At 62.2% G+C, this 24,166-nt stretch carries 25 protein-coding genes; 12 read left to right on the forward strand and 13 right to left on the reverse strand.

The features are described from left to right. Position 1: 1 nt before the first annotated feature. The 3 genes from GVL52_RS11645 to GVL52_RS11655 all read right to left on the reverse strand — a co-directional run bounded on the left by GVL52_RS11645 (position 2) and on the right by GVL52_RS11655 (position 1,543). On the reverse strand, positions 2 to 721 hold the full coding sequence (locus tag GVL52_RS11645; RefSeq protein WP_160007108.1) for a carbon-nitrogen hydrolase family protein: 720 nt from the start codon (positions 719 to 721) through the stop codon (positions 2 to 4). Between the two features lie 82 nt (positions 722 to 803). Further along, complete coding sequence (locus GVL52_RS11650) at positions 804 to 1,061, reverse strand: DUF1150 family protein (protein WP_160007110.1); 258 nt, start codon at positions 1,059 to 1,061, stop codon at positions 804 to 806. Positions 1,062 to 1,111: 50 nt separating this feature from the next. Continuing rightward, positions 1,112 to 1,543 carry an Hsp20 family protein gene (locus GVL52_RS11655; protein WP_160007112.1) on the reverse strand — a complete coding sequence of 144 codons (432 nt, stop codon included), beginning with the start codon at positions 1,541 to 1,543 and terminating at the stop codon, positions 1,112 to 1,114. Positions 1,544 to 1,792: 249 nt separating this feature from the next. Here GVL52_RS11655 and GVL52_RS11660 point away from each other — a divergent pair, with 249 nt between their 5' ends. Beyond that, positions 1,793 to 2,737 (forward strand): nucleoside hydrolase, encoded by a 945-nt coding sequence (locus tag GVL52_RS11660; RefSeq protein ID WP_160007114.1) that lies wholly within the window; start codon positions 1,793 to 1,795, stop codon positions 2,735 to 2,737. 34 nt (positions 2,738 to 2,771) lie between these two features. On the opposite strand, the gene grpE is transcribed toward GVL52_RS11660, so the two are convergent. Beyond that, complete coding sequence (gene grpE / locus GVL52_RS11665; RefSeq protein ID WP_160007116.1) at positions 2,772 to 3,392, reverse strand: nucleotide exchange factor GrpE; 621 nt, start codon at positions 3,390 to 3,392, stop codon at positions 2,772 to 2,774. Between the two features lie 221 nt (positions 3,393 to 3,613). On the opposite strand from grpE, the gene GVL52_RS11670 reads away from it, so the two are divergent. Further along, the gene (locus tag GVL52_RS11670; RefSeq protein WP_160007118.1) at positions 3,614 to 4,048 is read left to right on the forward strand and encodes a GFA family protein; all 435 of its coding nucleotides are present in this window, start codon (positions 3,614 to 3,616) and stop codon (positions 4,046 to 4,048) included. A gap of 12 nt (positions 4,049 to 4,060) precedes the next feature. Here the strand turns inward: GVL52_RS11670 and hrcA are convergent, their stop codons facing one another. Further along, a complete protein-coding gene (gene hrcA / locus GVL52_RS11675; RefSeq protein WP_160007120.1) occupies positions 4,061 to 5,149 on the reverse strand; it encodes a heat-inducible transcriptional repressor HrcA in 1,089 nt (362 codons plus the stop codon). A 181-nt stretch (positions 5,150 to 5,330) separates the two neighbouring features. Between hrcA and rph the strand changes: the two genes are divergently transcribed. Genes rph through hemW form a run of 4 tightly spaced genes read left to right on the forward strand, consistent with a single transcriptional unit; the run spans position 5,331 to position 8,327 of the window. Beyond that, a complete protein-coding gene (gene rph / locus GVL52_RS11680; RefSeq protein ID WP_160007122.1) occupies positions 5,331 to 6,047 on the forward strand; it encodes a ribonuclease PH in 717 nt (238 codons plus the stop codon). Continuing rightward, positions 6,047 to 6,463: a VOC family protein gene (locus GVL52_RS11685; protein WP_160007124.1), complete on the forward strand. Its 417-nt coding sequence runs from the start codon at positions 6,047 to 6,049 to the stop codon at positions 6,461 to 6,463. The genes rph and GVL52_RS11685 overlap by 1 nt, the downstream gene beginning before the upstream one ends. Positions 6,464 to 6,471: 8 nt before the next feature. After that, positions 6,472 to 7,116, forward strand: coding sequence for an RdgB/HAM1 family non-canonical purine NTP pyrophosphatase (gene rdgB / locus GVL52_RS11690; protein WP_160007126.1), 645 nt, complete (start codon positions 6,472 to 6,474; stop codon positions 7,114 to 7,116). 8 nt (positions 7,117 to 7,124) lie between these two features. Next, complete coding sequence (gene hemW, locus GVL52_RS11695; RefSeq protein ID WP_160007128.1) at positions 7,125 to 8,327, forward strand: radical SAM family heme chaperone HemW; 1,203 nt, start codon at positions 7,125 to 7,127, stop codon at positions 8,325 to 8,327. Between the two features lie 184 nt (positions 8,328 to 8,511). Here the strand turns inward: hemW and GVL52_RS11700 are convergent, their stop codons facing one another. After that, on the reverse strand, positions 8,512 to 9,429 hold the full coding sequence (locus tag GVL52_RS11700; RefSeq protein ID WP_160007130.1) for a DMT family transporter: 918 nt from the start codon (positions 9,427 to 9,429) through the stop codon (positions 8,512 to 8,514). A 212-nt stretch (positions 9,430 to 9,641) separates the two neighbouring features. Between GVL52_RS11700 and gcvA the strand changes: the two genes are divergently transcribed. Then, the gene (gene gcvA, locus GVL52_RS11705) at positions 9,642 to 10,526 is read left to right on the forward strand and encodes a transcriptional regulator GcvA (protein ID WP_160007150.1); all 885 of its coding nucleotides are present in this window, start codon (positions 9,642 to 9,644) and stop codon (positions 10,524 to 10,526) included. Positions 10,527 to 10,665: 139 nt separating this feature from the next. Beyond that, entirely contained in the window at positions 10,666 to 11,430 is a 765-nt protein-coding gene (fhuF, locus tag GVL52_RS11710; protein WP_160007152.1) for a siderophore-iron reductase FhuF, read from the forward strand. An 88-nt stretch (positions 11,431 to 11,518) separates the two neighbouring features. Here the strand turns inward: fhuF and GVL52_RS11715 are convergent, their stop codons facing one another. From GVL52_RS11715 to mutM, 5 genes are all read right to left on the reverse strand, one after another. Then, complete coding sequence (locus GVL52_RS11715) at positions 11,519 to 12,601, reverse strand: saccharopine dehydrogenase family protein (RefSeq protein ID WP_160007154.1); 1,083 nt, start codon at positions 12,599 to 12,601, stop codon at positions 11,519 to 11,521. A gap of 130 nt (positions 12,602 to 12,731) precedes the next feature. Further along, the gene (dnaA, locus tag GVL52_RS11720; protein WP_160007156.1) at positions 12,732 to 14,279 is read right to left on the reverse strand and encodes a chromosomal replication initiator protein DnaA; all 1,548 of its coding nucleotides are present in this window, start codon (positions 14,277 to 14,279) and stop codon (positions 12,732 to 12,734) included. 852 nt (positions 14,280 to 15,131) lie between these two features. Beyond that, a complete protein-coding gene (rpsT, locus tag GVL52_RS11725) occupies positions 15,132 to 15,410 on the reverse strand; it encodes a 30S ribosomal protein S20 (protein WP_160007158.1) in 279 nt (92 codons plus the stop codon). 188 nt (positions 15,411 to 15,598) lie between these two features. After that, positions 15,599 to 16,372: an enoyl-CoA hydratase gene (locus GVL52_RS11730; protein WP_160007160.1), complete on the reverse strand. Its 774-nt coding sequence runs from the start codon at positions 16,370 to 16,372 to the stop codon at positions 15,599 to 15,601. A gap of 21 nt (positions 16,373 to 16,393) precedes the next feature. Further along, positions 16,394 to 17,299 carry a bifunctional DNA-formamidopyrimidine glycosylase/DNA-(apurinic or apyrimidinic site) lyase gene (gene mutM / locus GVL52_RS11735; RefSeq protein ID WP_160007162.1) on the reverse strand — a complete coding sequence of 302 codons (906 nt, stop codon included), beginning with the start codon at positions 17,297 to 17,299 and terminating at the stop codon, positions 16,394 to 16,396. A 151-nt stretch (positions 17,300 to 17,450) separates the two neighbouring features. Here mutM and ubiE point away from each other — a divergent pair, with 151 nt between their 5' ends. Beyond that, entirely contained in the window at positions 17,451 to 18,227 is a 777-nt protein-coding gene (ubiE, locus tag GVL52_RS11740) for a bifunctional demethylmenaquinone methyltransferase/2-methoxy-6-polyprenyl-1,4-benzoquinol methylase UbiE (RefSeq protein ID WP_160007164.1), read from the forward strand. A gap of 173 nt (positions 18,228 to 18,400) precedes the next feature. Beyond that, positions 18,401 to 19,975, forward strand: a complete 1,575-nt coding sequence (ubiB, locus tag GVL52_RS11745) for a 2-polyprenylphenol 6-hydroxylase (RefSeq protein WP_160007166.1) — start codon at positions 18,401 to 18,403, stop codon at positions 19,973 to 19,975. A 93-nt stretch (positions 19,976 to 20,068) separates the two neighbouring features. Here the strand turns inward: ubiB and GVL52_RS11750 are convergent, their stop codons facing one another. Beyond that, positions 20,069 to 21,349, reverse strand: a complete 1,281-nt coding sequence (locus GVL52_RS11750) for an MFS transporter (protein ID WP_160007168.1) — start codon at positions 21,347 to 21,349, stop codon at positions 20,069 to 20,071. A 97-nt stretch (positions 21,350 to 21,446) separates the two neighbouring features. Between GVL52_RS11750 and GVL52_RS11755 the strand changes: the two genes are divergently transcribed. Continuing rightward, positions 21,447 to 22,319 (forward strand): LysR family transcriptional regulator, encoded by an 873-nt coding sequence (locus GVL52_RS11755; protein ID WP_160007170.1) that lies wholly within the window; start codon positions 21,447 to 21,449, stop codon positions 22,317 to 22,319. Here the strand turns inward: GVL52_RS11755 and GVL52_RS11760 are convergent, their stop codons facing one another. Further along, the gene (locus tag GVL52_RS11760) at positions 22,320 to 23,225 is read right to left on the reverse strand and encodes a LysR family transcriptional regulator (RefSeq protein ID WP_160007172.1); all 906 of its coding nucleotides are present in this window, start codon (positions 23,223 to 23,225) and stop codon (positions 22,320 to 22,322) included. A gap of 124 nt (positions 23,226 to 23,349) precedes the next feature. Here GVL52_RS11760 and GVL52_RS11765 point away from each other — a divergent pair, with 124 nt between their 5' ends. Beyond that, positions 23,350 to 24,114, forward strand: a complete 765-nt coding sequence (locus GVL52_RS11765; protein WP_160007174.1) for an SDR family oxidoreductase — start codon at positions 23,350 to 23,352, stop codon at positions 24,112 to 24,114. The last annotated feature ends 52 nt before the right edge of the window (positions 24,115 to 24,166 follow it).

The following is a 24,166-nucleotide window of genomic DNA, read 5'->3' on the forward strand; positions in this document are numbered from 1 at the left end:
GTCAATCGATATCCAGCAGGATGGCGCCTTCGTCCCACTCGGCGACTTTCTCGACGACCGTGCCGTCCGGCCGGACCGCAAGCGTGCATCCGCAGCTCATCCAGCCGTCTCCCTTGTCGCCGACCACATCCGAGGACACCACCCAGCAACCGTTGGCGATGGCGCAGCTCCGCAGGCTTTCAATCGCCGGCTCGCGCCAGTGGTCTACCTTGTCGGCGCGGATCATCATGTTGAGCAGTGCGCAAATGACGCTCGCACCTCTCGTCACCAATTTCCGGGCAAGGCGAGGCTTCCTGAAATCGCTGCAGATGTTAATGCCGAATGTCCGACCGGCTCGCTGCCAAACCGGGAAATCCTCGCCCGGCTTGCACCCCTCCTCAAGCGGATTGGCCTTGGCGTAGACGCCGGACACAGCGCCGCCCTCGACCAGCATGGCACTGTTGTAGACGAAAGCATCGCGGCGTTCGATGAAGCCGATGATTGCCGCTGTTTTGAGCGCGCTCAGAGGATCGAGCAGTTCCAAAAGCACCGGATCGTCGATGGCAAGCGCGCGCCGCTCGTTGATCGACCGATCGTAGCTATGGCCCTGGAGATAGCATTCGGGGAAGATGGCGAGATCGACATTGTTGTCGTCTGCCCAGCTGAGATCGCGCAAAATCCGGCCTGCCGCTGTTTTCGCGTCATCGAAAACCGGGAACCGCTGAAACGTCGCTATGCGCATGCAAGGGACATAACATGAGTCCCTGTCTCTGCAAAACAGCGGCGATCCGGCGAACGCCGCCTGTTTGCACGGCAAGCCAGCTTTAGTGCAGGCTGACCGTCTTCAATTCGTCCTCGGCAGCCTTGAAGAAGGTGCTCGAACGGTTGTCCGTCAACAGAATCGGTGTTCCGTCGGCGCCGAACAATGCCCATAGATCGACGTTCGGATCGATATCGGGGGCCTCGGGAAAGCAGCGCGAAACATCCTCGGAGCGGATCTTGCGGATATAGGCGACTTCACCGTTGCCGATGCCTGCGAGTTCGGTTTTGTTCATGTGCGAATTGGCTTCTTTCATCAACATTCCTGTACCTCCAGAGAGAAGGGACCAACGGCGCTATTTGTTCCGTTGTCCTACTGTGGGACCGAAATGTTAATTTTCTTCACCATACGCGCAGGCTCCGGGCGAATGAGATCGACCGACAGCAGACCGTTCTTCAGACCGGCGCCAAGCACCTGCATGCCATCGGCGAGAACGAAGGTTCGCTGGAACTGCCGTGCAGCGATGCCGCGATAGAGATACTGCCGCTCGCCCTGATCCGTCTGGCGCCCGCGGATGACCAGCTGGTTCTCCTCGACCGAAATGTCCAGTTCCTCTTCCGCAAAGCCGGCAACGGCAAGCGTGATGCGCAGCCGCTCGGGATCATCGTTGAGGCGATCGGCGGCTAGGCGCTCGATGTTATAGGGAGGATATCCGTCGCTCGCCTTGGAAATCCGCTCCAGCGTCTTTTCCATGGCATCAAAACCCAGCAGCAGCGGGCTGGCGAAAGGCGTCATACGGCTCATCAGTTCCAAGTCCTTGATGCAAGCGACCCTGCCGGACCTGAATTTCAGCATCCGGATGACGCTAATATGGGAACGGGAGGCTTTCTGTGCAAGGCACTCCATCGCCGAGGCTTTCCGTCGTCGTCTTGACAAAGCCGGCTGCGGCTCGCATCAAATCGGGCCCCATGCCGGCTTGTGCCGATTTGCGGCGGGAACATGAACAGATGGTGCATGCATTGACATATGCGCCCGGAGGATGGAACGAGCGGAATGGCAGACCCGAGAAAGATCATTATCGACACCGACCCCGGTCAGGACGACGCAGCGGCGATCATGCTGGCCTTCGGCAGCCCTGACGAACTCAAGGTGCTCGGCATCACCACCGTCGCCGGCAACGTGCCGCTCTCCTATACGAGCCGCAATGCGCGCATTATTTGCGAGCTGTGCGACCGCACCGACATGAAGGTGTTTTCGGGCGCCGACAGGCCGCTGGTGCGGCCACTGGTGACCGCCGAGCATGTGCATGGCAAGACCGGCCTCGACGGCCCCGTGCTCGACGAGCCGACCATGCCGCTGCAGGCGCAGCACGCCGTCGATTTCATCGTCGAGACGCTGCGCGACGAGCCGGAAGGCACGGTGACGCTCTGCACACTCGGGCCGCTCACCAATATCGCGCTGGCCTTCGAGAAGGCACCCGACATCATCCCGCGGATCCGCGAACTGGTGATGATGGGCGGCGGGTTCTTCGAGGGCGGCAACATCACGCCGGCGGCCGAATTCAACATCTACGTCGATCCAGAGGCGGCCGACCTGGTGTTCCGCTCCGGCATTCCCGTTGTGATGATGCCGCTCGACGTGACCCACAAGCTGCTCACCCGCAAGGACCGCGTCAAGCGCATGGCCGAGCTCGGCACGCGCCCGGCCATCGCCATGGTGGAGATGCTGGAATTCTTCGAGCGCTTCGATGTCGAGAAATACGGCTCGGATGGCGGGCCGCTGCATGACCCGACCGTCGTCGCCTACCTGCTGAAGCCGGAGCTTTTTCAGGGGCGCGACTGCAATGTCGAGATCGAGGTCAAGTCGGAACTGACGGTCGGGATGACCGTGGTCGACTGGTGGCACGTGACCGATCGCAAGCGCAATGCGAAGGTGATGCGCGACGTCGATGCGGACGGCTTCTTCGATCTCCTGATCGAACGCTTCGCCCGCATCTGATTTGGTCAAACGCAGTCAAGCGACGCCTGAGAAATCAGGCGTCCTTCTGGTCGAATACCGAATTGCCTTCGGTCTCGACGATCTTCGGGCCGCCCTTGGCGACGCCGACCATGGCGGGGCGCAACACGCGCTCGCCGATCGAGAAGCCGGCCTGCACGACCTGAACGACGGTGTTGTTCGGGACATCGGGGTTCGGCACTTCGAACATCGCCTGGTGGAAGTTCGGATCGAACTTCTGGCCGACCGGCTCGAGCTTGCGCACGCCATGACGCTCCAGCGTCGACAGCATCGAGCGCTCGGTCATCTCCACGCCTTCGATCAGCGTGGCAAGACCGGCATCGGCAGAGGCGCGCACCTCTTCCGGGATTGCATCGAGCGCGCGGCGCAAATTGTCCGATACGGCGAGCATGTCGCGGGCAAAGCCGGCTGCGGAGTAGGACTTGGCATCCTTGACTTCGCGCTCGGTGCGGCGACGCAGGTTGTCCATGTCGGCGGCAAGGCGCAGATAGCGGTCGCGCAGCTCGGCATTTTCGGCCTGCAGCAGCTCGAGCGGATCGGGCTGCGAAGCGGCTTCGTTCTCGACGTTTGCGGCAGCGTCTGCTGCGGCTTCGACCGCGGCTGCGTCAGGTCCGTTCTTCGTCGTCTCGTCAGTCATGACGTTCTCCGGTCATTGGTGGCTTTTGGATGAGCCCGATATCGAACTTTGAACGCCAAAAATCAAGTCTGCGTGACGAAGAAGGGATGAATTGCGGGGATTAGCCGGATCTGCACCGGCATGGGATCGATCAGGCGGCCAGCACGGGCCGAGCTCGATTCATTGCTTTCACAATCTCTAATATGATGACACAGTCATATCTCAACCATGGAGGTGCAGATATGGCCGATGAAACCGTCTATGCCGGAAAGTGCTTTTGCGGTGCCGTCGAAGTGACCGTTAGCGGCGAACCGGTGGCGATGGGGTATTGCCATTGCCGCTCCTGCCAGCACTGGTCCGCCGGCCCGATCAATAGCTTCACGCTCTGGCAGCCGCAGGCGGTGCGGGTGACCAAGGGCGGCGAGCATGTGGAGAGTTTCCAGAAGACCGATACCAGCGTGCGCAAGTTCTGCGACACCTGTGGCGGGCATCTCTACAGCGAGCATCCGCTCTGGGGCGTCACCGACGTCTATGCGCCGATCATCCCCGATCTTGCTTTTGTGCCGACCCTGCATGTGAACTATGAGGATACCATCCTGCACATCATGGATGGCTTGCCGAAATTCAGGGACATGCCGGCTGAGATGGGCGGTTCCGGCGAGCAGCTGCCGGAATAGCTGCCCGGCTGATTACTTCGCGGGACGCGACAGCCTGGCCATCAGCTGGGCGGTGTAATCGACCATCGGCACGATACGGGAATAATTCAGCCGCGTCGGACCGATGACGCCGACGGCGCCGACGATGCGGTCGTCCTCGTCGCGATAGGGCGCGACGATCAGCGAGGAGCCGGAGAGCGAGAACAGCTTGTTTTCCGAGCCGATGAAAATGCGCACGCCGGGGCCGCTTTCCGCAAGATTGAGAAGCTCCAGCAGGCTGTCCTTCTTTTCGAGATCGTCGAACAGCATGCGCAGGCGGTCGAGATCATCTGCGCCGGCAAGACCCTCGAGCAGATTGGCGCGGCCGCGGATGATCAGTTGTGCCGGCTTGCCTTCATCGGCACTCCCCGACCAGACCGCAATGCCGCGCTCGACCAGATCCTGCGACAGCGCATCGAGCTCGTGGCGCACATTCTCCTTGAGGCGGCCGAGCTGGGTGCGCAGCTCCGGTAATGTCTGGCCGGTCATGTGGGCGTTGAGGAAATTCGCCGCCTCTGTCAGCTGTGACGAGGTCACGCCGGCCGGCAGCTCGATGATGCGGTTTTCCACCTGATCGTGATCGCCGACCAGAACCGCCAGCGCCTTGGTCGGCTCCAGGCGGATGAACTCGACATGCTTCAGCACCGGGTCGTTCTTCGAGGTGATCACCAGCCCGGCGCCGCGCGAGATGCCCGACAGCATCCGGCTTGCCTCGTTCATCATCGCTTCCATCGGGCTGTCGCGGTGCTCGGCGCGCACCTGGCGGTCGATATTGGCGCGATCCTCGGGCGAGAGATCGCCGACCTGCATGAAGGCATCGACGAAGAAACGCAGGCCGATCTGGGTCGGCAGGCGGCCGGCGCTGACATGCGGGGAATAGACGAGGCCAAGCTCTTCCAGATCGCTCATCACGTTACGCACGGAAGCCGGCGACAAGGACATCGGCAGGATGCGGGAGAGATTGCGCGAGCCCAGCGGCTCGCCGGTCTCCAGATAGCCTTCGACAATGCGGCGAAAGATTTCCTTCGAGCGTTCATCCAGCGCGGCCACGGCATCCGAAATCGACGACGACCTGAATTCCATTAAGCGTTGCGCACCTCGGCTGACAATGATGTCGCAAAATATAGCCAATCTCCGCGCACTAGCAAAAGGGAAATTGCAAATGGACGCCGCCAATCGTAGAAGCGGTCAACAACATACAGAAAGAGATGATGCCGCCGAGCGCGCGACTGCGTTTTCGGCCCCATCCACTCAGGAGAATACGATGCGGCCTTCAGGCAGAAAAACCGACCAAATGCGCAAGGTCAGCTTCGAGCGCAACTTTTCCAAGCACGCCGAAGGCTCCTGTCTGGTGAAATTCGGCGATACGCATGTGCTGTGCACCGCCAGCCTTGAAGAAAAGACGCCGCCGTGGCTGCGCAATTCCGGCAAGGGCTGGGTCACTGCCGAATACGGCATGCTGCCGCGCGCCACCGGCGACCGGATGAAGCGCGAAGCTGCGACCGGCAAGCAGGGTGGCCGCACCCAGGAAATCCAGCGCCTGATCGGCCGCTCGCTGCGCGCCGTGGTCGACCTCAAGGAACTCGGCGAACGCCAGATCACGCTTGACTGCGACGTCATCCAGGCCGATGGCGGAACCCGCACGGCGTCGATCACCGGCGCATGGATCGCGCTCTACGATTGCCTGAAGTGGATGGAAAGCCGCAACATGATCAAGGTCGAGCGGGTCCTGAAGGACCACGTCGCGGCAATCTCCTGCGGTATCTTCGCCAGCCAGCCGGTGATCGATCTCGATTATCTCGAAGACAGCTCGGCTGAAACCGACGCGAACTTCGTGATGACCGGTTCGGGCGGCATCGTCGAGATCCAGGGTACGGCTGAAGGCACGCCCTTCAGCGAAGAGGAATTCGCCTCGCTGATGGCGCTCGCCAAGAACGGCATTGCCGAACTGGTCGAGATGCAGAAGCTGGCCATCGGCTGATGAACGCCATGCTGGAGGGCGTGCTGGAAACAGCGCTCTACGCCGATGATCTCGACCAGGCCGAGGCTTTCTACGAAGGCATTCTCGGGCTGGAAAAGATCACTCGGGCGGCCAACCGGCATGTGTTCTATCGCTGCGGGCCGGGCGTGCTGCTGATCTTCAATCCTGAAGAGACGACCAAGCCGGCCGAAGGTCACGCGCTGCCGGTGCCGCCGCACGGGACAACAGGTGCCGGCCATGCCTGCTTTCGGGTGTCGGCGGAAAACCTCGGGGCGATGAGCGGCAAGCTCAAAGCTGCCGGTGTCGGTATCGAATCCGAAGTGAACTGGCCGCAGGGCGGCCGTTCGATCTATTTTCGCGACCCGGCCGGCAACAGCCTGGAATGCGCCGAAGCCAGAATCTGGGGCATCGAATAGGATATCCAATGCGCAAGCTTGAGACCAAGACCATCGTCGTCGCCAGCCACAATGCCGGCAAGATCCGCGAAATCCAGGACCTGATCGGCCCGCTCGGCTTCACCGCCAAGTCGGCTGCGGAACTGAACTTCGCCGAGCCCGACGAAACAGGAACGACCTTCGAGGAGAATGCGAAAATCAAGGCGCTGGCATCTGCCGCAGCCTCGGGCCTGCCGTCGCTCTCGGATGATTCCGGATTGGTGATCGATGCGCTGGGCGGCGATCCGGGTGTCTACACCGCCAACTGGGCGGAGACCGAAGACGGCACGCGCGATTTCACGATGGCGATGCAGAAGGTCGAGACGGCACTGGAAAAGGTCGGTGCCACGAAGGCGGAGCAGCGCACCGCGCGCTTCGTCAGCGTGCTTTGCCTGGCATGGCCCGATGGCCACACCGAATTGTTCCGCGGCGAAGTCGAGGGAACCGTTGCCTGGCCACCGCGCGGCAGCCAGGGTTTCGGCTATGATCCCGTCTTCCAGCCGGAAGGCTATGAGACGACATTCGGCGAGATGAGCGCCGAGGAAAAGCATGGCTGGAAGCCCGGCGACGCACAGGCGCTGTCGCACCGTGCCCGCGCCTTCAAGATCTTCGTCGAAACCTGCCTGGACGCATAAGGGCGATCGTGGACACTTTGGAACAGCCGAACCTGACGCGCGATGCCGCTCTCCTGCCCGATACCGGTGAACCCGGCTTCGGCGTCTACGTGCATTGGCCGTTCTGCGCCGCCAAGTGCCCCTATTGCGATTTCAACAGCCATGTCCGCCACAAGCCCGTGGACCAGGATCGCTTCACCGCCGCCTTCCTGAAGGAAATGGCGACGATGCGGCAGCTGAGCGGCCCGAAGACCGTGACCAGCGTGTTTCTTGGCGGCGGCACGCCATCGCTGATGAACCCTTCCACTGTGTCGGCCATTCTCGACGGCATCGCCAAGGAATGGCACATGCCCGATGGCATCGAGATCACCATGGAAGCCAACCCTTCCAGCGTCGAAGCCGAGCGTTTTCGTGGCTATCGCGCCGCCGGTGTCAACCGCGTCTCGCTCGGGGTGCAGGCTCTGAACGACCGGGATCTCAAATTTCTCGGACGGCTGCACGATGTCGAGGATGCGCTGAAGGCGATCAAGCTGGCACGCGACATCTTTCCGCGCATGTCCTTCGACCTGATCTATGCACGGCCGAAACAGACGGTGGAGGAATGGGAGCGCGAGCTGCGCGAGGCCATCTCCTATGCGGTCGATCATCTTTCGCTCTACCAGCTGACCATCGAAGAGGGCACGCCCTTCTACGGTCTGCACAAGATGGGCAAGCTGATCGTGCCTGATGACGATCAATCGGCGCTGCTCTACGAAGCGACGCAGGAGATTACCGCCAGCGAGGGCATGCCGGCCTACGAGGTATCGAACCACGCCCGGCCCGGTGCGGAGAGCCGCCATAACCTGACCTACTGGCGCTATGGCGACTACGCCGGCATTGGCCCCGGCGCGCATGGGCGGCTGAGCCGCGGCCCGATCAAGCTTGCCACCGCCACCGAGCGCACGCCGGAAGCCTGGCTAGACCTGGTCGAGCGCGACGGGCATGGTGTGCTCGAGCAGGAGCAGCTCGGCTATGACGAGCAGGCCGACGAACTGCTGCTGATGGGGCTGCGTCTGACCGAAGGTGTCGATCTGGCCCGCTGGCAGCAGCTCTCGGGCCGCGATCCCGACCCGAAGCGCGAGGAGTTCCTGCTGGAGCACGGCTTTATCGAGCGGATCGGCAATTCGCGGCTCCGTTGCACGCCATCAGGCATGCTGATCCTCGATTCCGTGGTTGCCGATCTCGCCTGCTGATTGAGGCTGTGAGCTCTGCTGGACATCCGCCACAAGTCCCTTCTCCCCTCGGGGAGAAGATGCCGGCAGGCAGATGAGGGGGCGGCTTGCTGCCTGCGTCAATATTTTTCAAGCAAATATCGCCCGGGTTCTGCCGTGTAGCCCCCTCACCCTACCCTCTCCCCGAGGGGAGAGGGGAGCAAGATCAAGCCAACCGTTTTCTCGCCATTGACAACAGACGTCCATCGATCGCCGCAAGGCCGATCGCGATCATCACCATGCCGATCAGGTGCTTGCCCTGCAACTGCTCGCCAAGGATGGCGGCGCCGAGCAGGATGGCGCTGACGGGGATGAGGAAGGTGACGAGCATCAGGTTGGTGGCACCGGCGGCAGCCAGGATGCGGAAGAACAGCACGTAGGCGACGGCAGTCGATAGCAGCGCCAGGCCGAAGAGCGCCAGCCAGGTTTCGGATGAGGGTGCGGCCAGCGTCCAGGGTTGATCGACGATCAAGGCGACCGGCAGCATCAGGATGGTCGAGGCGGTGACCTGGCCGGCAGCCGGGATCAGCGGCGCCATGCCCATCTGGCGGAAGCGGCGGCCGAAGATGCCGGCAAAGGCATAGGAGACCGCAGCACCAAGCACGGCCAGCTGCGCCACGACATTGGTGCCGAGATCGCCGAGCGCGTCGAAACCGATCATGTAGGCAACGCCGGCGAAACCGACGAGAACGCCGAACAGGCGATTGCCGGTCATCTTTTCATCGGCTGTCATCAGATGGGCAACGACCACGGCAAACAGCGGCGTGGTGGCATTGAGGATCGATGCGAGGCCGCTGGCGATATGGGTCTGGCCCCAGACGATCAGGCAGAAGGGGATCATGTTGTTGAGGATGCCCATGCCGAAGAAGGCGGCCCAGGATTTTCCGTCGCGCGGCATGACGTGGCCGGTGGCGCGGACGATGATGTTGAGCGCGATGGCCGCGATCAGAACGCGGCCGGTGACGATGGTAAAGGGTGGCAGGCTCTTCACCAGAATACCGTTGAACAGGAACGAGCCGCCCCAGAGCAGCGAGAGGACGAGCAGCATTCCCCATTCGGCAAGGCCCATCTGTTTCTGTTGCATGCGTCTCTCCCTGTCTGTCCATGACGGATTACGGTGCGGCAAGCGCCCGCGCCACCCGATTCCTGCGCAGCGTCAATATCGCTACGCGAATTATTCTCGTTGCTGGGCTTCTACGATTCACTTTGAGTGATCGTCTCGACACTGATATTATTGCCGATGAGCACGTCCGGCAAACGAGTCTTTCTCGATCAACGATTGAGCTGAGCTAAAGCATGAGCGATTTCCTTCCATCCTTTTCGGCACTGCGGGCCTTCGAGGCGGCAGCCCGGCATCTGAGCATGACGCTTGCGGCAAAGGAGCTCAACGTCACGCCGGGGGCCGTCAGCCTGCAGATCCGCGATCTCGAGGCTTCGCTTGGCGTGCGCCTGTTCGAGCGCAAGACGCGGGCCCTGGCGCTGACCACGGAAGGTGCGGATTATTTCACGACATTGCGGGCGGCCTTCCGGCTGGTGCGCGAGGCGACGGCGGCGATCACCACGCGGGCGCGCGGCACCGTCCTCAACGTCACCTGCACCGCAGGCTTTGCCACCTACTGGCTGGTGCCGCGGCTGGCGCGGTTCGAGGTGCTGCACCCGGAAATCGACGTTCGCATCAGCGCTTCGCACCGGGTGATGGATTTCCAGCGCGACGGCATCGATCTGGCGATCCGCCACGGGCTTGGCGGTTATGACGGGCTGGTGAGCGAGCGGCTGGTGGACGACGAGCTGGTGCCGGTGTGCACGCCAAAGCTTGCTGGCGCGCTCGGCGATAGGCCGTCGCCCGATGCTTTGGCGGCGTTCCAGCTGATCCACGACGTCTACCGCCACGACTGGCAGCTTTGGCTGGAGGCGGCCGGTGCAACGACGGTCGATCCATCGCGCGGTCCCGTGTTCATGCATGGCAACGGCGCCTACGAGGCGATGAAGGCGGGGCTCGGCTTTGCGCTGATGCGACGCTCCTTCGTAAAAGCGGAGCTTGCGGATGGGATACTCGCCGCCCCCTTCCCGATTGGCGTCGCCAGCCGTCTGGCCTTTCATCTCGTCTATCCCGGCCTGGCGCTGGAACGACCGGCAGTGGCGGCGTTCCGGCGCTGGCTGCTTTCGGAAGTGCCGCGCTAAGCAAGCATGGATCAAGGTGAATTTCGGCATGGTTCGAAAAAGTGGAGCAAAGCGCTCATAAAAGGCTTTCCCGACCTGAATTTGATGATTATCATAGTCAAGATATCAGGACGCATACGGGCAAGGCCGATACTGTACTATGACAGTTCAACAGTTTGCACGGACGGCGCCTCGGCCACCGCTGCCGATCGGCCTGTCCCACGCTTTTTCCGGCGACCACGCCTGGTGCCGCGAAAAGATGATGCTGGCGGACGAGCTTGAGGGCAGCGTTCCGTTGCCCTTGTTCTTTGCAGAGGGCGGTTTCGAGCGTGCGATCGATCGCTATGCCGCGGTTTCCAGGGGGGAAGACCGGCGGGCCGTCGTTTCCATGTGGTCGCTTTACTATTTCGCCGGGCTGACCATTCCCTATCTGCTGGCGCGCAGACTCGCCGGCCAAGTCCTCCCGATTGCCTTCGAGGAGATGTCGATCGCGCTGACAGACGACGGCCTGCCACGCGCCTTCGGCGTCATCAATCGCGGCATCATCGGTGAGACGACCGAGACCGACGATTTCGCGATGATCAGCCCGCTGCTCTCAACGCATCTGAACGAGACCGTCATGCGCCTGAAGGCCTGCGGAATCTCGGCCAAACTCTGCTGGAACAATGCCGCCGTCTATATCGACTATACGCTGCGACTGACCGATGCCGAAGGGCTCGGGCGTTCGGCGCCGGATCTTCCGCTGTTCGTGCGCGGGTGCCTGCCGGATGGCGGGCCCAATCCGTTCTGCGGCAGCGTCAGGCAAGTGGAAGAAGGCGGCGAGATGATCCAGCGGCGCAAGGTCTGCTGTCTGCGCTACATGCTTCCCGGCGTTGCGAGCTGCGGCAGCCGCTGCGCGCTGCCGAGCCAGCGGAACCCTCAGTAATTCGCAGCGGAACCAGCGTCGGAATATCCGCGCTCCGGCAACGATCCCGCCGGCGGCTGCAGCGGGATCGGAGCATTTCGCCTGGCTGTCAGGCTCTGCGGGCAGCGCCGGTATCGAACAGGCTGCCGGTTGGCGTCTTCAGGAACATGTCGAGCGGAATATGCTCCTGATGCAGGAAACCGGTGGAGGGCAGCAACCCATCGCGGACCATCTCGATGGTGGCGACGACGGAGGCCGAGGTGGTCCAGGCAATCGCCGTGCGGCGGGCGCCCGCGATCTCGATCGGGTAATAGGCGCGGACGAACTCCTTGCGGCGCAGGCTGCCACGCTCGGTGCCTTCGGCGGCGACGTGGACATAGACGACGTCGTCATCGACAGGCGGCTTGGCGTCCGTCAGGATCTCGCCGGCAAGCTTGCGCTTGTCGCGCATCAGCAGCTCGTGGAAGAAGAAATTCATCAGGTCCATATGGCCGGGATAGCGCATGGTCTTGTAATCGAGGTTCTCGACCTTGCCGAGGAAGGTGTCGCACATGGTGCCGAGGCCACCCGAGGTGGTGAAGGCCTCGAGCTTGACGCCCTCGACATAGATGGTCTCCAGCCACTCCATCGGTGACACCAGCTTGCGCACGCCGCCTTCGATCACTTCGCAATCGTTGAGGTACTCGTTGACGACGCCTTCCGGCGACCAGTTGAAGGCATAGCCGAGCAGGCCGGTCGGGTGCTGCGGCAGGGCGCCGACGCGCATGCGGATCGAGCGGCAACGATCGAAGCCATCGGCAAGGCTGGAGCCGACGATGCCGACGAAGCCCGGCGCCAGGCCACATTGCGGGGCCATCAGGCCGCGGGCGGTCTTCGACAGCTCGATGATGAAATTGGTGGTGGTGACATCTTCCGTCAGATCGAAATAATGGATGCCGGCCGTGTGGGCGGCGCGGGCCAGCGCGATGTTCAGATGATAGGGCAGGCAGGACAGCACCGCCTCGACGCCGGACAGCAGCTCGCCGATGATGGCAGGATCGGAGATATCGGCGCTGTGGCATTTGAACGGCAGCTCGCCGATCGGCAGGTGTGCATCGACACCCGTTACCTCGAAGCCGCCTTCATGCAACAGCGTTGCAGCCAGCCGCCCGACCTTGCCGAGACCGAGGACTGCGATTTTCGTGAAGCTCATTCTTTCCCTCCCAGGCGCGGCGATTTCCTCCCGCCGCGTGTTTGTCTGCGCGCTGTATAAAATAAATGCCGCATAAAAGAAAACGGCCGGAATCGCTTCCAGCCGTTGAATTCAATCCTGAGATCGCCGACTATTCGTTGATCAGGCGCTTCAGCAGTTCGATCTCGTGCGAGAGCTTGGTGTCTCCCGAAATCAGTTCCTCGATCTTGCGCACGGCATGCAGCACGGTCGTGTGGTCACGACCGCCGAAACGACGGCCGATTTCCGGGAAGGAACGTGGCGTCAGGGTCTTGGCCAGATACATGGCGATCTGGCGCGGCTTGACGATGACGCGCGTGCGGCGGTTCGAGACCAGTTCCTGACGCGACACGTTGTAGTGCCGGGCGACGATGCGCTGGATGTCTTCGATGCGCACGCGGCGCGGCTCGCCGGAACCGACCAGATGGGCGAGAAGCTCGTCCACGCGCTCGATCGACAGGTTCGGCTCGAAGGAGCGACGGAACAGCAGCTGGTTGAAGGCGCCTTCCAGTTCGCGACCGCTGGCGGTGATGCTGCGGGCAACGTGGTTGAGAAGCTCGGTGGAGATCTCAAGCGACGGATCCTCGGTGCGGGCAACGGTCAGGCGACGGTTGAGGATTTCGAGACGCATCTCGTAATCCGGGCCGTCGAGTTCGATCGCCACACCACCCTGCAGACGCGAGCGGACGCGCGGATCGAGCGATTCCAGCTCCCACGGCGCACGGTCGGCGGCAACGACGACCTGCTTGGCGCTGTCGAGCAGCATGTTGAGCAGATGGCAGAACTCGTGCTGGATCATCTTCCCCTGCAGGAACTGCATGTCGTCGATGATCAGAAGGTCGATGTTGCGCAGCGAGTCCTTCAGGGTCAGGGCATCATTGTCGCGGATCGCCGTTGCGAAACGCCACATGAAGTATTCCGCCGTCAGATAGACGACGCGCAGCTGCCGCGGGTTCTGCACCGCTGCATTGGCGATTGCCTGCAGCAGGTGGGTCTTGCCGAGGCCGACCGTCGAATGGACGAAGAGAGGATTGAAGCGCACTGCGCCCTGGCCTGCTTCGGCAATGGTCTTGGCGGCTGCGAGAGCCACGCGGTTGGAGCTGCCCTCGACGAAGGTGTCGAAGGTGAAACGGTTATCCAGCGGCGAACCGAACAGCGGCTGGCCCGATGTGACCGGACGAGCTGCGGAAGCGGCCGATACGGCCTGCTGAACGATATGGCCGGCCTGCTGGGCGACCGGGCGACGCATCGGGGCGACCGATGAAACAGGCTCCTGGGTCGCCGTTTCTTCAGGCTTGACCACGGCCCGCGTCGCAGTGCGGACCAGGATTTCCACCTTGAGGATCTCAGCGTCTTCCGCCTGGAAAATGCCGGTGATCATGTCGAGGTATCGGTTGTTGATCCAGGACTTCAGGAAGGTCGTCGGGACTGTCAGCCGGACGACGCTCTTGGAGACGGAATGCAGCTTCAGCCGGGCAAACCAGCTTGCGTAGACATCCGGACCGACCTGCGCCTTCAGGCGTGCGCTAACGCGCTCAAAAAGTATGCCATTCTTCATGTCTCCCTTTTCCCCCGCCGCTTCTGGGCAAATAGAGCCTAACGCCTGAGATACCTTGTCCGAGCTGTCCAAGGCACTCGCCGCCATTGAATTCATGTGCATATTGCCGCCTTATAGTTCCATCGGCCGACCCTATATTGGTCGCCCGATCATTTCCCCGCTTATGACCATGCAGAGGCACCCTCATGCTCCGCTGCCGGCCGGTTCACTCAAAACGCATGCCTCATAACAAGAGGCGACTGTCGGAGTGCAAGCCGATCCGCTTCATGCGGTCCTGTACTTGCCGTCTCCTACCAAAGCTCGGTCCTCGTCCACCGAGCGCTGGCCCTGCCTGCGTATGCTTCCTTCTTCCAAACCCGCACGCAGCGCGTGCATGTTTTGAAAAAGCGCACAAAGCATTTCGTTCCGCGGCAGCCACAGCCGCGGTCCAATCTGCACAAGTGCGTGAAAATCCGGAGGTCGAAACATCCGTAACAAGAGACATAGAGCAATCAGCCTGCCGACGTGGCAGTTTCAGACCAAACCTTAAAACAGGTGATGTCCAAGCCCCTTGTTGAGAGGCATTTAGGCAGGATCGGGGGTGGAGATCAACGGTGATATTTCGGCAAAGTTAAGCGTAGCCGGTTGACTCCCGCGGCAGATTTAGGGCGGTGCACAAGAGCCAGAAAAGAATCGCTTTTGAATCAAGGAGATTCGCGAAACCAACAATTTTGACACGCATAAAAAGAAAAAAAGAAAAAAGGCGCTTGACTCCATTTGGAGTCCGCAACGGAAGGTCCGAGTCTCTCGGGTTGAGAGCAACCTGATGCAAGCTGTTGTTTTATATGTATTTTTCGTGTCATTCCGCAGACACAAAATCGTTGTCGAATTACCACAGTCGGGCCAACAACCGGAATCGAAAAAGCCCGACAAAGTTGCCGGGCTAATCATATGACAAGGTTATTTAACGGAAGATTACGCGGTCGCTGCGACCGAGAGAGCCTTCACACGCGCTGCGAGGCGCGAGACCTTGCGGGATGCCGTGTTGGCGTGAACAACGCCCTTGCTTGCAGCGCGCGCCAGTTCCGGCTGCGCGACCAGGAAAGCTTCCTTGGCCTTGGCAGCATCACCGGATGCGAGTGCTTCTTCGACCTGACGAACGAACGTGCGAACGCGCGAACGACGAGCCTTGTTGACGTCGGTGCGGCGGGCGATCTTGCGGGTCGCTTTTTTCGCCGAAGTTGTATTGGCCATGGATGCCTCTCTCAAGAATTCGAACAAACTCCGCTACCGCCGCGGGTCCTGCGACCACTTCCTACAGCAATGCGGGAGCATTATCGGAAAACCGGACTGGCTTCCCGAACCTTGGGCGGGCATATAACCCTAAAGCCAACCCGCGTCAACGCGCATTTTAAAGGAACCGCCGCCTTTTCTCTTCGGGCTCAACGGTTCTTGAAGGCGGGTTTACGCTTTTCGACGAAGGCTGTCATCCCTTCTTTCTGGTCTTCCGTGGCAAACAGACTATGGAACAGACGGCGCTCGAAACGCAGGCCTTCTTCCAGCGTGGTTTCCAGCGCCCTGTTGACCGCTTCCTTGGCCATCAGCACCGAGGGGCGCGACAGCGAGGCGATCTTTGCCGCCGCCTCCAGCGCTTCATCGAGAAGCCGCTCCGGCGCCACCACACGCGATACCAACCCCGCACGCTCCGCTTCCGCCGCATCCATCATCCGGCCGGTGAGGATCAGGTCCATGGCCTTGGCCTTGCCGACGGCGCGCGTGAGGCGCTGCGATCCGCCCATGCCCGGAATGATGCCCAGCGTGATCTCCGGCTGGCCGAACTTGGCGGTCTCCGAGGCAATGATGAAGTCGCAGATCATCGCCAGTTCGCAGCCGCCGCCGAGCGCGAAACCGCTGACGGCGGCAATGACGGGCTTGCGGACGCGGGCGACATCGTCCCAGCCGCCGAGGAAATTGCGGCCATAGACATCGGCGAAGTCGAGCGGCTGCATCTCCTTGATATCGGCACCGGCGGCAAAGGCGCGCTCGGAACCTCTCAGCACGATGGCACCGATGGCATCGTCGGCCTCGAATGCGGCATGGGCCTGCAGCAGTTCCTTCAGCACAGTCGCGTTCAGCGCGTTCAGCGCCTGCGGACGGTTGAGGGTGATGAGGCCGACGGCCCCGCGGGTTTCGACGATCAGCGTGTCATAGGCCATGTTATTCCTCCCGTTCGAATGTCAGGCCTGGCAGATGGGGCAATAGAAGGTGGAGCGCCCTGCCTGAACGATGCGGGCGACCGTACCGCCGCAACCCGGTGTACGGCAAGGCTGGCCTTGCCTGTCATAGACAGAGAAGGAGTGCTGGAAATAGCCGAGTGAACCATCCGTCTGGATATGATCGCGCAATGACGAGCCGCCGGCGAGGATCGCGTCGGCGATGACCTCGCGAATGGACGAGACCAGAAGCTCCATCTGCCTGGTCGTTTTGCCCGTCTTGGTGACTAGGGTGGCTGCGGCGCGCGTCGGCTTCAGGTGCGAACGCCACAGCGCCTCGCAGACATAGATGTTGCCGAGGCCGGCAATGTTCTTCTGGTCGAGCAATGCGCTCTTCAGTGGCTGCGCCTTGCCGACGAAGCGCTCAGCCAGATAGGCGGCGCTCAGCGTGTTGCCCGTCGGCTCCGGGCCGAGGCCATAGAGGAAGGGATTGATATCGAGGGCGGTGCGCTCGGCCATGTCCATGAAGCCGAAGCGGCGCGGGTCATTATAGATGACGCGGCTGATGCCCGACGGCCCCTCCAGATGGAAGATGGCGTGGTCGTGCTTCTCATCCTTGGATCGCGGATGGTGGAACTCGCCGGGTGTTTCTGAAAGCTGCGTTTCGGACAGCGGTCCGGCCTCGATGCGAAAGGAGCCGGACATGCCGAGATGGGAGATGATGGTGTTGCCGTCGTCGAGATCGATCAGCAGATATTTGGCGCGGCGACCCAGCGAAATGATCCTGCGCCCCGATGTTTTTTCGCCGAACGCGTCGGGAAACGGGAAGCGCAAATTCTCTCGGCGCAGCTCGAGCCGGGTGATCAGCGCGCCTTCCATGGTCGGTGCGAGGCCGCGTTTGACGGTTTCGACTTCTGGCAATTCCGGCATCTTAACCCATCTATATCTAACATGTTTCAACCGTCCGCGATGTGCGCTATAGCGCCAAGGTGTCGCGGATCGGACCGTGGCCAACAGATAGCGCCGACGGCCTGCTTTCGCTATGGTCGCCGCGTTGATTTAAGAGATATGGAGCAGTTCGATGTCAGACAGCCGCACCTCCGCCGACGGCGGCATGGAAACATCCTACGGCTTCCGCGAAGTCGCGGGCGGTGAAAAGCAGGCTCTGGTCAACGACGTCTTCCACAAGGTCGCCAAGCGCTACGACATCATGAACGACGTGATGTCGGTTGGCATGCACCGGGTCTGGAAGGATGCGATGATCGCGGCGCTGAACCCGCGCAAGGAGCCCGGCTACAAGGTGCTCGACGTTGCCGGCGGCACCGGCGACATCGCCTTCAAGATCGTCGAGGCTTCCGGCCGGCAGGCGCACGCGACGGTGCTCGACATCAACGGCTCGATGCTCGGCGTCGGCGCCGAGCGCGCCGCCAAGAAGAAGCTTTCCGACAATCTGACCTTCGTCGAGGCCAATGCCGAAGACCTGCCCTTCGAAAACAACAGCTTCGACGCCTACACCATCGCCTTCGGCATCCGCAACGTGCCGCGCATCGACGTGGCGCTCAGCGAAGCCTATCGCGTGCTGAAGCGCGGCGGCCGGCTGCTGGTGCTGGAGTTTTCCGAAGTCGAGATGCCGCTGCTCGACCGCGTCTACGAGACATGGTCGTTCAATGCCATTCCGAAGTTCGGCAAGGCGATCACCGGCGATGCCGAGCCCTACCAGTACCTGGTCGAATCCATCCGCAAGTTCCCCAACCAGGAGAACTTCGCAGCGATGATCCGCGGTGCCGGTTTTTCACGCGTCTCGTTCACCAACTATACCGGCGGCATTGCCGCCCTCCACTCCGGCTGGAAGCTCTAAGCCGGAATGCGCAAGCTCATCATTTCTCCGTCATTCCTGTGCTCGTCAGAGGAAGCCAGCGTACTCCCGTCCGGGCGTGCGAAAGACTCCTTTTGGCTGCATGATTCATGCACGGCGCAGACGCGCCTTGGCTGGATTCCTGTGACAAGCACAGGAATGAGGGCGGTCGGCGCATGAGCACTGTTTCGGCATATTTCCAGCTCTGCCGCGTTGGCTGGATCCTGGTGCGCGAGGGTGTCGTTTCGGCGCTGCCCTCGGACGATCTTCCACCCTCCGTCGCCGCCGCCAAATCCTTTATCGGGATGTTTGCACGCCGGCGTGCGAAGACCCAGAAGCGCAGCGACCGGCTGGCCAAGGCCGTCGAGCGGCTGGGGCCATCCTATGTGAAGATCGGCCAGTTTCTGGCGACGCGCCCCGATGTCGTGGGCGTCGAGTTTGCCGATGACCTGTCGCAGCTTCAGGACCAGATGGCATTCTTTCCGGAGGCTGCGGCCAAGGCCAGCATCACCGGCTCGCTCGGTCGGCCGATCGACGATCTCTACGTGAACTTCGGCGCGCCGATTGCGGCTGCCTCGATCGCGCAGGTGCATCCGGCCGAGGTGAACACCCCGCAGGGACGCAAGAAGGTTGCCGTGAAGGTTGTGCGCCCCGGCGTGCGCCAGCGCTTCACCCACGATATCGAGGCAATGTATCTCGTTGCCCATCTGCAGGAGCGCTTCATGCCCTCCAGCCGGCGCCTGAAGCCGGTCGAGGTGACGAAGACGCTGGAGCAGACCACCAAGGTCGAAATGGACCTGCGGCTGGAAGCGGCAGCGCTGTCGGAGATTGCCGAGAACACGCAGGATGATCCGGGCTTCCGGGTGCCGACCGTCGACTGGGAACGCACCGGCCGCGACGTCATCACCATGGAGTGGATCGACGGCGTCAAGATGTCCGATGTCGAAGGCCTCAGGGCCGCCGGCCATGATCTCAACGCGCTGGCCGATACGCTGATCCAGTCGTTCCTGCGCCATACGTTGCGCGACGGCTTCTTCCATGCCGACATGCATCCGGGCAATCTGTTCGTCGATGCCAAGGGGATGATCGTTGCCGTCGACATGGGGATCGTCGGTAGGCTCGGAAAGAAGGAGCGGCGCTTCCTTGCCGAGATCCTCTACGGCTTCATCACCCGCGATTACATCCGCGTGGCGGAAGTGCATTTCGAGGCCGGCTATGTGCCCGGCCACCACAATGTCGAGAGCTTTGCGCAGGCGATCCGGGCGATCGGCGAGCCGATCCACGGCCAGCCGGCCGAGACGATCTCGATGGGCAAGCTGCTGACGCTGCTGTTCGAGGTCACCGAACTGTTCGACATGGCGGCGCGGCCGGAGCTGGTGATGCTGCAGAAGACGATGGTCGTCGTCGAAGGCGTCGCCCGTATCCTCAATCCGCGCTTCAACATGTGGAAGGCGTCGGAACCTGTCGTTGGCGATTGGATCCGCAACAATCTCGGGCCCAAGCGCATCGCCACCGATATCAAGGACGGGCTGAAGGCCGCGTTGAAGCTGGCCGAGGCTGCCCCCGAGATTGCCGCAAAGACCGAGAAATTCCACCACGAACTGCTGCGGATGAGCGAAAACGGGCTGCGTTTCGATGCCGATACGGCCGAAGCGATCGGCAAGTCGGAAGCCCGCCACAGCCGCTCCGGGCGCCTTGCGCTCTGGGTGATTGCGCTGACACTGCTTTATATTGCCTGGGTGGTCACCTGACCGATCGGCCGCCTTCTCGAGAGGCGGCCATCAGGCTTTCGCGTCATGGACGCATTCGACAGATCATCATCGGATGAAGACGGGCATCGCCTCTCAGCGGCGTGCCAGCCGTGCTGCTGCAAGGGCTGCGATCATGGCGAGCGCCAGCAGCGTCAGCGTGAACATCACCACCGCATTCCAGCCATCCACGCCCCAGAAATAGCCGCCGACGGAGCCGGCGACGCTGGAGCCGAGGTAGTAGGAGAGCAGGTATAGCGCCGAGGCATGACCCTTGGTGCCGCGGGCAAGACGGCCGACAAGGGCGCTGGCGACCGAGTGGGCGACGAAGAAGCCCGAGGTCAGCAGCACGATGCCGAGGATGATCAATGGCAACGAGGCCGACAGGGTCATCGCCACGCCGATCGCCGACAATGCGATACCCGAGGGCAGGACGACGAAGTGGCCGAAGCGATCGCCGAGCAGGCCGGCAATCCACGAGGCGGCAATCCCGAAGACGTAGACCGTGAAGATCAGCCCGAGCTCGGTCTGGTTCAGGCTGTAGGGCGCCTGGACGAGGCGAAAGCCGATGTAGTTATAGACGGTGACGAAGGTGCCCATGGCGAGAAAGCCGATGGCAAACAGCAGCGGCAAAGCCGGACTTCTGATGTGGCCGACCCAGGCGCTGATGTGGAAGCGGGCGTTGAAACCCTTGCGCGGGGTGAAATTGCGCGATGGCGGCAAGAGCAGGAAGAAGCCGATGGCCGCGGCAAGACCGATGGCACCGAGGGTACCCAGCGCCACACGCCACGAGAAGAACTCCGCCAGCATGCCGGTGACGACGCGTCCGGCCATGCCGCCGAAGGCGTTGCCGGCGATGTAGAGGCCCATCGAGGCGCCGAGGCCGCGGGGATCGATTTCTTCCGACAGGTAGGCCATGGCGACCGCAGGAACGCCGCCGAGCAGCAATCCCTCGAGCGCGCGGATGACCAGCAGCGCATGCCAGCTCGGCACCAGCGCGCAGGCAATAGTGCAGATGGCTGCGCCGAGCAGCGAGCAGAACATCAGGCTGCGACGGCGAAAACTTTCGGAGACTGCGGCGGCGCAGAAGATCGCCAGCGCAAGCAGGCCGGTCGAGAGCGACAGCGACAGCGAGCTTTCGGCCGGGCTGACGCCGAAATCGGCGGCGAAGATCGGCATCAGCGGCTGCACGCAATAAAGCAGCGAGAAGGTGGCGAAGCCCGACAGGAAAAGCGCGATGCTGGCGCGCCTGTAAGCCGGCGTGCCGCGCAGCAGAAACTGCTTTTCCGGCGGTTCGGCTAAGGTCCTGACGACCTGTAGATTTGGACGGGACTGGGCTTCGAGAACGTCTGACTGCTTGTCTGCGGCGCGTGGCATTTGGGGTACCAACCTTTCACGCCTTTTGATCTAGCCAAGCCATCATCATTTGTCCAATATATGAAACTGGCATTATTGATAGGTTTTGGAGATACCGATGGAGCTGCGCCATATCCGCTATTTCCTCGCCGTGGCCGAAGAGCGGAATTTCACGCGCGCTGCGGCAAAGCTCGGCATCGGCCAGCCGCCGCTCAGCCAGCAGATCCGCGACCTCGAAAACGAGATCGGCGCGGCGCTGTTTCACCGGGTGCCGCATGGCGCCGAGCTGACGGAGGCGGGCAGCGCTTTCCTGCCCGAGGGGCGGGCCGCGATTGCCGCCGCCGAGAAGGCGAAGCTTGCGGCGCAGCGCGCGACCCGCGGCGAGACCGGGCGGCTGGCGCTCGGCTTTACCGCATCCTCGGCGTTCAACACCGCGGTCAGCGGCACGATCCGGCGATTTCGCGGACAATGGCCCGATGTCAGCCTGTCGCTGAGCGAGATGAACAGCAACGGGCTGATGGACAAGCTGGTGCGCCAGGAGATCGATGTCGCCTTCATCCGGCCGGGGCTCGAAGATCCGAAGGACGTGATCCTGAAACGGCTGGCGGACGAGCCGATGCTGATCGCGTTGCCGGCGCATCACGCGCTGGCGAAGTTCAAGACGGTGCCGGTCTCGGCGCTTTCAGGGCAACCCTTCATCCTGTTTCCGCGCATGGTCGGCCTCAGCCTCTACGACGATATCGTCCGCGGCTGCCGGGATGCCGGCTTCGAGCTTGTCGTGACACAGGAGGCGCCGCAGATCCCGTCGGTGGTCAATCTGGTGGCCGCCGATCTTGGCGTATCGATCGTGCCCGGCTCGATCGCGCATCTAAAGCTCGATGGCGTCGCCTACCGGCCGATCGAAGGGCCGCCGCTGGTGGCGCGGTTGGGACTGGCGATGCTGAAGGCGCAGCGCTCGCGGGTTGCGGCCAATCTGATGAGCCTTGTGTGACTAACCCACCGGATCCCAGTATGGCGGATCGCCAAACGTTTTCCTGAGGTGATCGGCGACGGCGCGCAGCTTGGCGGAGGGATTGCGGCCTTCCGGATGAGCCATGTAGATGAACTCGGCTTCCGGCTTGTGGCCGACATCGATCTCCACCAATTGCCCCGCACTGATGGCCGGGCCGGCGATGAAGGCGGGCAACAGGGCGATGCCGAGACCGGCGACCGCGGCATCGCGGATCATGTCGCCATTGTTCATGCCCAGCACCTGGCTGGCACGGACGACGATCGCACCATCCGGCGTCTGGAAACGCCAGTCGGCGACGCCGCGGTTGGTGTAGAAGATCCCCTTGTGGTGATCGAGGTCGGCCAGTGTCTCCGGCAGCCCATGGCGGGAGAGATACTCCGGCGAGGCGACCAGAATGCGCCGGCTGCGGCTGAGCTTCCACACGACAAGCCGGGAATCGACGATCGGGCCGTTGCGCACGACCGCGTCATAACCTTCCGAGGAGACATCGACGCGGCGATCATCGATATCGAGTACCAGCTTGATCTCCGGATGCTCGGCCAGGAACGGATAGAGAGCCGGGCCGAGATGCATGCGTCCGAAGGTGACCGGGGCAGCGATCCGCAGCGGGCCGGAGAGCGAGCCACGGCGCTCGGCCATCTCGGCTGCGGCATCCTCGATCTCCTGGATGATGTGGCTGGCGCGCTGCAGGAAGGCGGTGCCGTCCTCGGTCAGCGTCAGCTTTCGCGTGGTGCGATGCAGCAATATGCCGCCCAGCGATTTCTCCAGTTCGGCCAGCCGCTCGCTGACCACCGACTTCGACAGCCGCAGCCGCCGCGCGGCCTCGCTGACGGAGCCTGAGGCCACCACCGTGACGAATGCCGTTATGCCCTCAATCCTGATCATCGTTCGGTATTTCCGAATTCGAGTTCCGCTATCTGGAGACTAATCCGAACGAAAGGAAAATGCCATCTTCCACTCATCGAACGGGGCGGCAGACGCCACCCCAACCCAAAACGGAGATGGAAGAATGACCCGCTTGAATGGAAAAGTCGCCATCATCACCGGCGCCAGCGCCGGCATCGGCCGCGCAACGGCCAAGCTGTTTGCTGCCGAAGGCGCAAAGGTGGTGGTCGGCGCCCGCCGCCAGGCCGAACTCGACAGCCTGGTCGAAGAGATCAAGGCTGCCGGTGGAGACGCGGTTGCCGTTGCCGGCGACGTTCGCTCGGAAGACTATCACAAGGCACTGGTCGCCACGGCCGTCGAGCGTTACGGCAAGCTCGACATCGCCTTCAACAATGCTGGCATTCTCGGCGAGGCCGGTCCCAGCACCGGCGTGTCGGAAGCCGGCTTTGCCGAAGCGTTGACGATCAACCTGACGGCGTCGTTCCTGGCCGCCAAGCACCAGATCGGCCAGATGGAGAAGAATGGCGGCGGCTCGGTGATCTTCACCTCGACCTTCGTCGGCTACAGCTTCGCCTTCCCGGGCGTTGCCGCCTATGCCGCCAGCAAGTCCGGCCTGATCGGCTTGACGCAGGCACTGGCCGCCGAATTCGGTTCGAAGAACGTGCGCGTCAACTCCGTGCTGCCGGGTGCTGTCGATACCGACATGTATCGCGAGATGAACGACACGCCTGACAAGCAGGGCTTCATCACCAACCTGCATGCGCTGAAGCGCGTTGCCACGCCGGATGAACTGGCCCGCTCGGTGCTCTATTTCGCTTCGGACGATTCAAGCTTCGTCACCGGCACGGCGTCGCTGGTCGATGGCGGCGCCTCGATCACCCGCACCTGAGCATGTTTGAGATCACCCTCTCCTTTTGACGAGGGTGATCGGGAACCGGCCG

Origin of the sequence: Rhizobium sp. 18055 (assembly GCF_902706285.1) — a bacterium.
Taxonomy (GTDB): domain Bacteria; phylum Pseudomonadota; class Alphaproteobacteria; order Rhizobiales; family Rhizobiaceae; genus Rhizobium.

What these genes read in the sequence shown, in the direction of transcription:
- GVL52_RS11645 (WP_160007108.1), bottom strand. Translation starts at nt 721, where the DNA reads ATGCGCATAGCGACGTTTCAGCGGTTCCCGGTTTTCGATGACGCGAAA.
- GVL52_RS11650 (WP_160007110.1), bottom strand. Translation starts at nt 1,061, where the DNA reads ATGTTGATGAAAGAAGCCAATTCGCACATGAACAAAACCGAACTCGCA.
- GVL52_RS11655 (WP_160007112.1), bottom strand. Translation starts at nt 1,543, where the DNA reads ATGAGCCGTATGACGCCTTTCGCCAGCCCGCTGCTGCTGGGTTTTGAT.
- GVL52_RS11660 (WP_160007114.1), top strand. Translation starts at nt 1,793, where the DNA reads ATGGCAGACCCGAGAAAGATCATTATCGACACCGACCCCGGTCAGGAC.
- grpE (WP_160007116.1), bottom strand. Translation starts at nt 3,392, where the DNA reads ATGACTGACGAGACGACGAAGAACGGACCTGACGCAGCCGCGGTCGAA.
- GVL52_RS11670 (WP_160007118.1), top strand. Translation starts at nt 3,614, where the DNA reads ATGGCCGATGAAACCGTCTATGCCGGAAAGTGCTTTTGCGGTGCCGTC.
- hrcA (WP_160007120.1), bottom strand. Translation starts at nt 5,149, where the DNA reads ATGGAATTCAGGTCGTCGTCGATTTCGGATGCCGTGGCCGCGCTGGAT.
- rph (WP_160007122.1), top strand. Translation starts at nt 5,331, where the DNA reads ATGCGGCCTTCAGGCAGAAAAACCGACCAAATGCGCAAGGTCAGCTTC.
- GVL52_RS11685 (WP_160007124.1), top strand. Translation starts at nt 6,047, where the DNA reads ATGAACGCCATGCTGGAGGGCGTGCTGGAAACAGCGCTCTACGCCGAT.
- rdgB (WP_160007126.1), top strand. Translation starts at nt 6,472, where the DNA reads ATGCGCAAGCTTGAGACCAAGACCATCGTCGTCGCCAGCCACAATGCC.
- GVL52_RS11700 (WP_160007130.1), bottom strand. Translation starts at nt 9,429, where the DNA reads ATGCAACAGAAACAGATGGGCCTTGCCGAATGGGGAATGCTGCTCGTC.
- gcvA (WP_160007150.1), top strand. Translation starts at nt 9,642, where the DNA reads ATGAGCGATTTCCTTCCATCCTTTTCGGCACTGCGGGCCTTCGAGGCG.
- fhuF (WP_160007152.1), top strand. Translation starts at nt 10,666, where the DNA reads ATGACAGTTCAACAGTTTGCACGGACGGCGCCTCGGCCACCGCTGCCG.
- GVL52_RS11715 (WP_160007154.1), bottom strand. Translation starts at nt 12,601, where the DNA reads ATGAGCTTCACGAAAATCGCAGTCCTCGGTCTCGGCAAGGTCGGGCGG.
- dnaA (WP_160007156.1), bottom strand. Translation starts at nt 14,279, where the DNA reads ATGCACATGAATTCAATGGCGGCGAGTGCCTTGGACAGCTCGGACAAG.
- rpsT (WP_160007158.1), bottom strand. Translation starts at nt 15,410, where the DNA reads ATGGCCAATACAACTTCGGCGAAAAAAGCGACCCGCAAGATCGCCCGC.
- GVL52_RS11730 (WP_160007160.1), bottom strand. Translation starts at nt 16,372, where the DNA reads ATGGCCTATGACACGCTGATCGTCGAAACCCGCGGGGCCGTCGGCCTC.
- mutM (WP_160007162.1), bottom strand. Translation starts at nt 17,299, where the DNA reads ATGCCGGAATTGCCAGAAGTCGAAACCGTCAAACGCGGCCTCGCACCG.
- ubiE (WP_160007164.1), top strand. Translation starts at nt 17,451, where the DNA reads ATGTCAGACAGCCGCACCTCCGCCGACGGCGGCATGGAAACATCCTAC.
- ubiB (WP_160007166.1), top strand. Translation starts at nt 18,401, where the DNA reads ATGAGCACTGTTTCGGCATATTTCCAGCTCTGCCGCGTTGGCTGGATC.
- GVL52_RS11750 (WP_160007168.1), bottom strand. Translation starts at nt 21,349, where the DNA reads ATGCCACGCGCCGCAGACAAGCAGTCAGACGTTCTCGAAGCCCAGTCC.
- GVL52_RS11755 (WP_160007170.1), top strand. Translation starts at nt 21,447, where the DNA reads ATGGAGCTGCGCCATATCCGCTATTTCCTCGCCGTGGCCGAAGAGCGG.
- GVL52_RS11760 (WP_160007172.1), bottom strand. Translation starts at nt 23,225, where the DNA reads ATGATCAGGATTGAGGGCATAACGGCATTCGTCACGGTGGTGGCCTCA.
- GVL52_RS11765 (WP_160007174.1), top strand. Translation starts at nt 23,350, where the DNA reads ATGACCCGCTTGAATGGAAAAGTCGCCATCATCACCGGCGCCAGCGCC.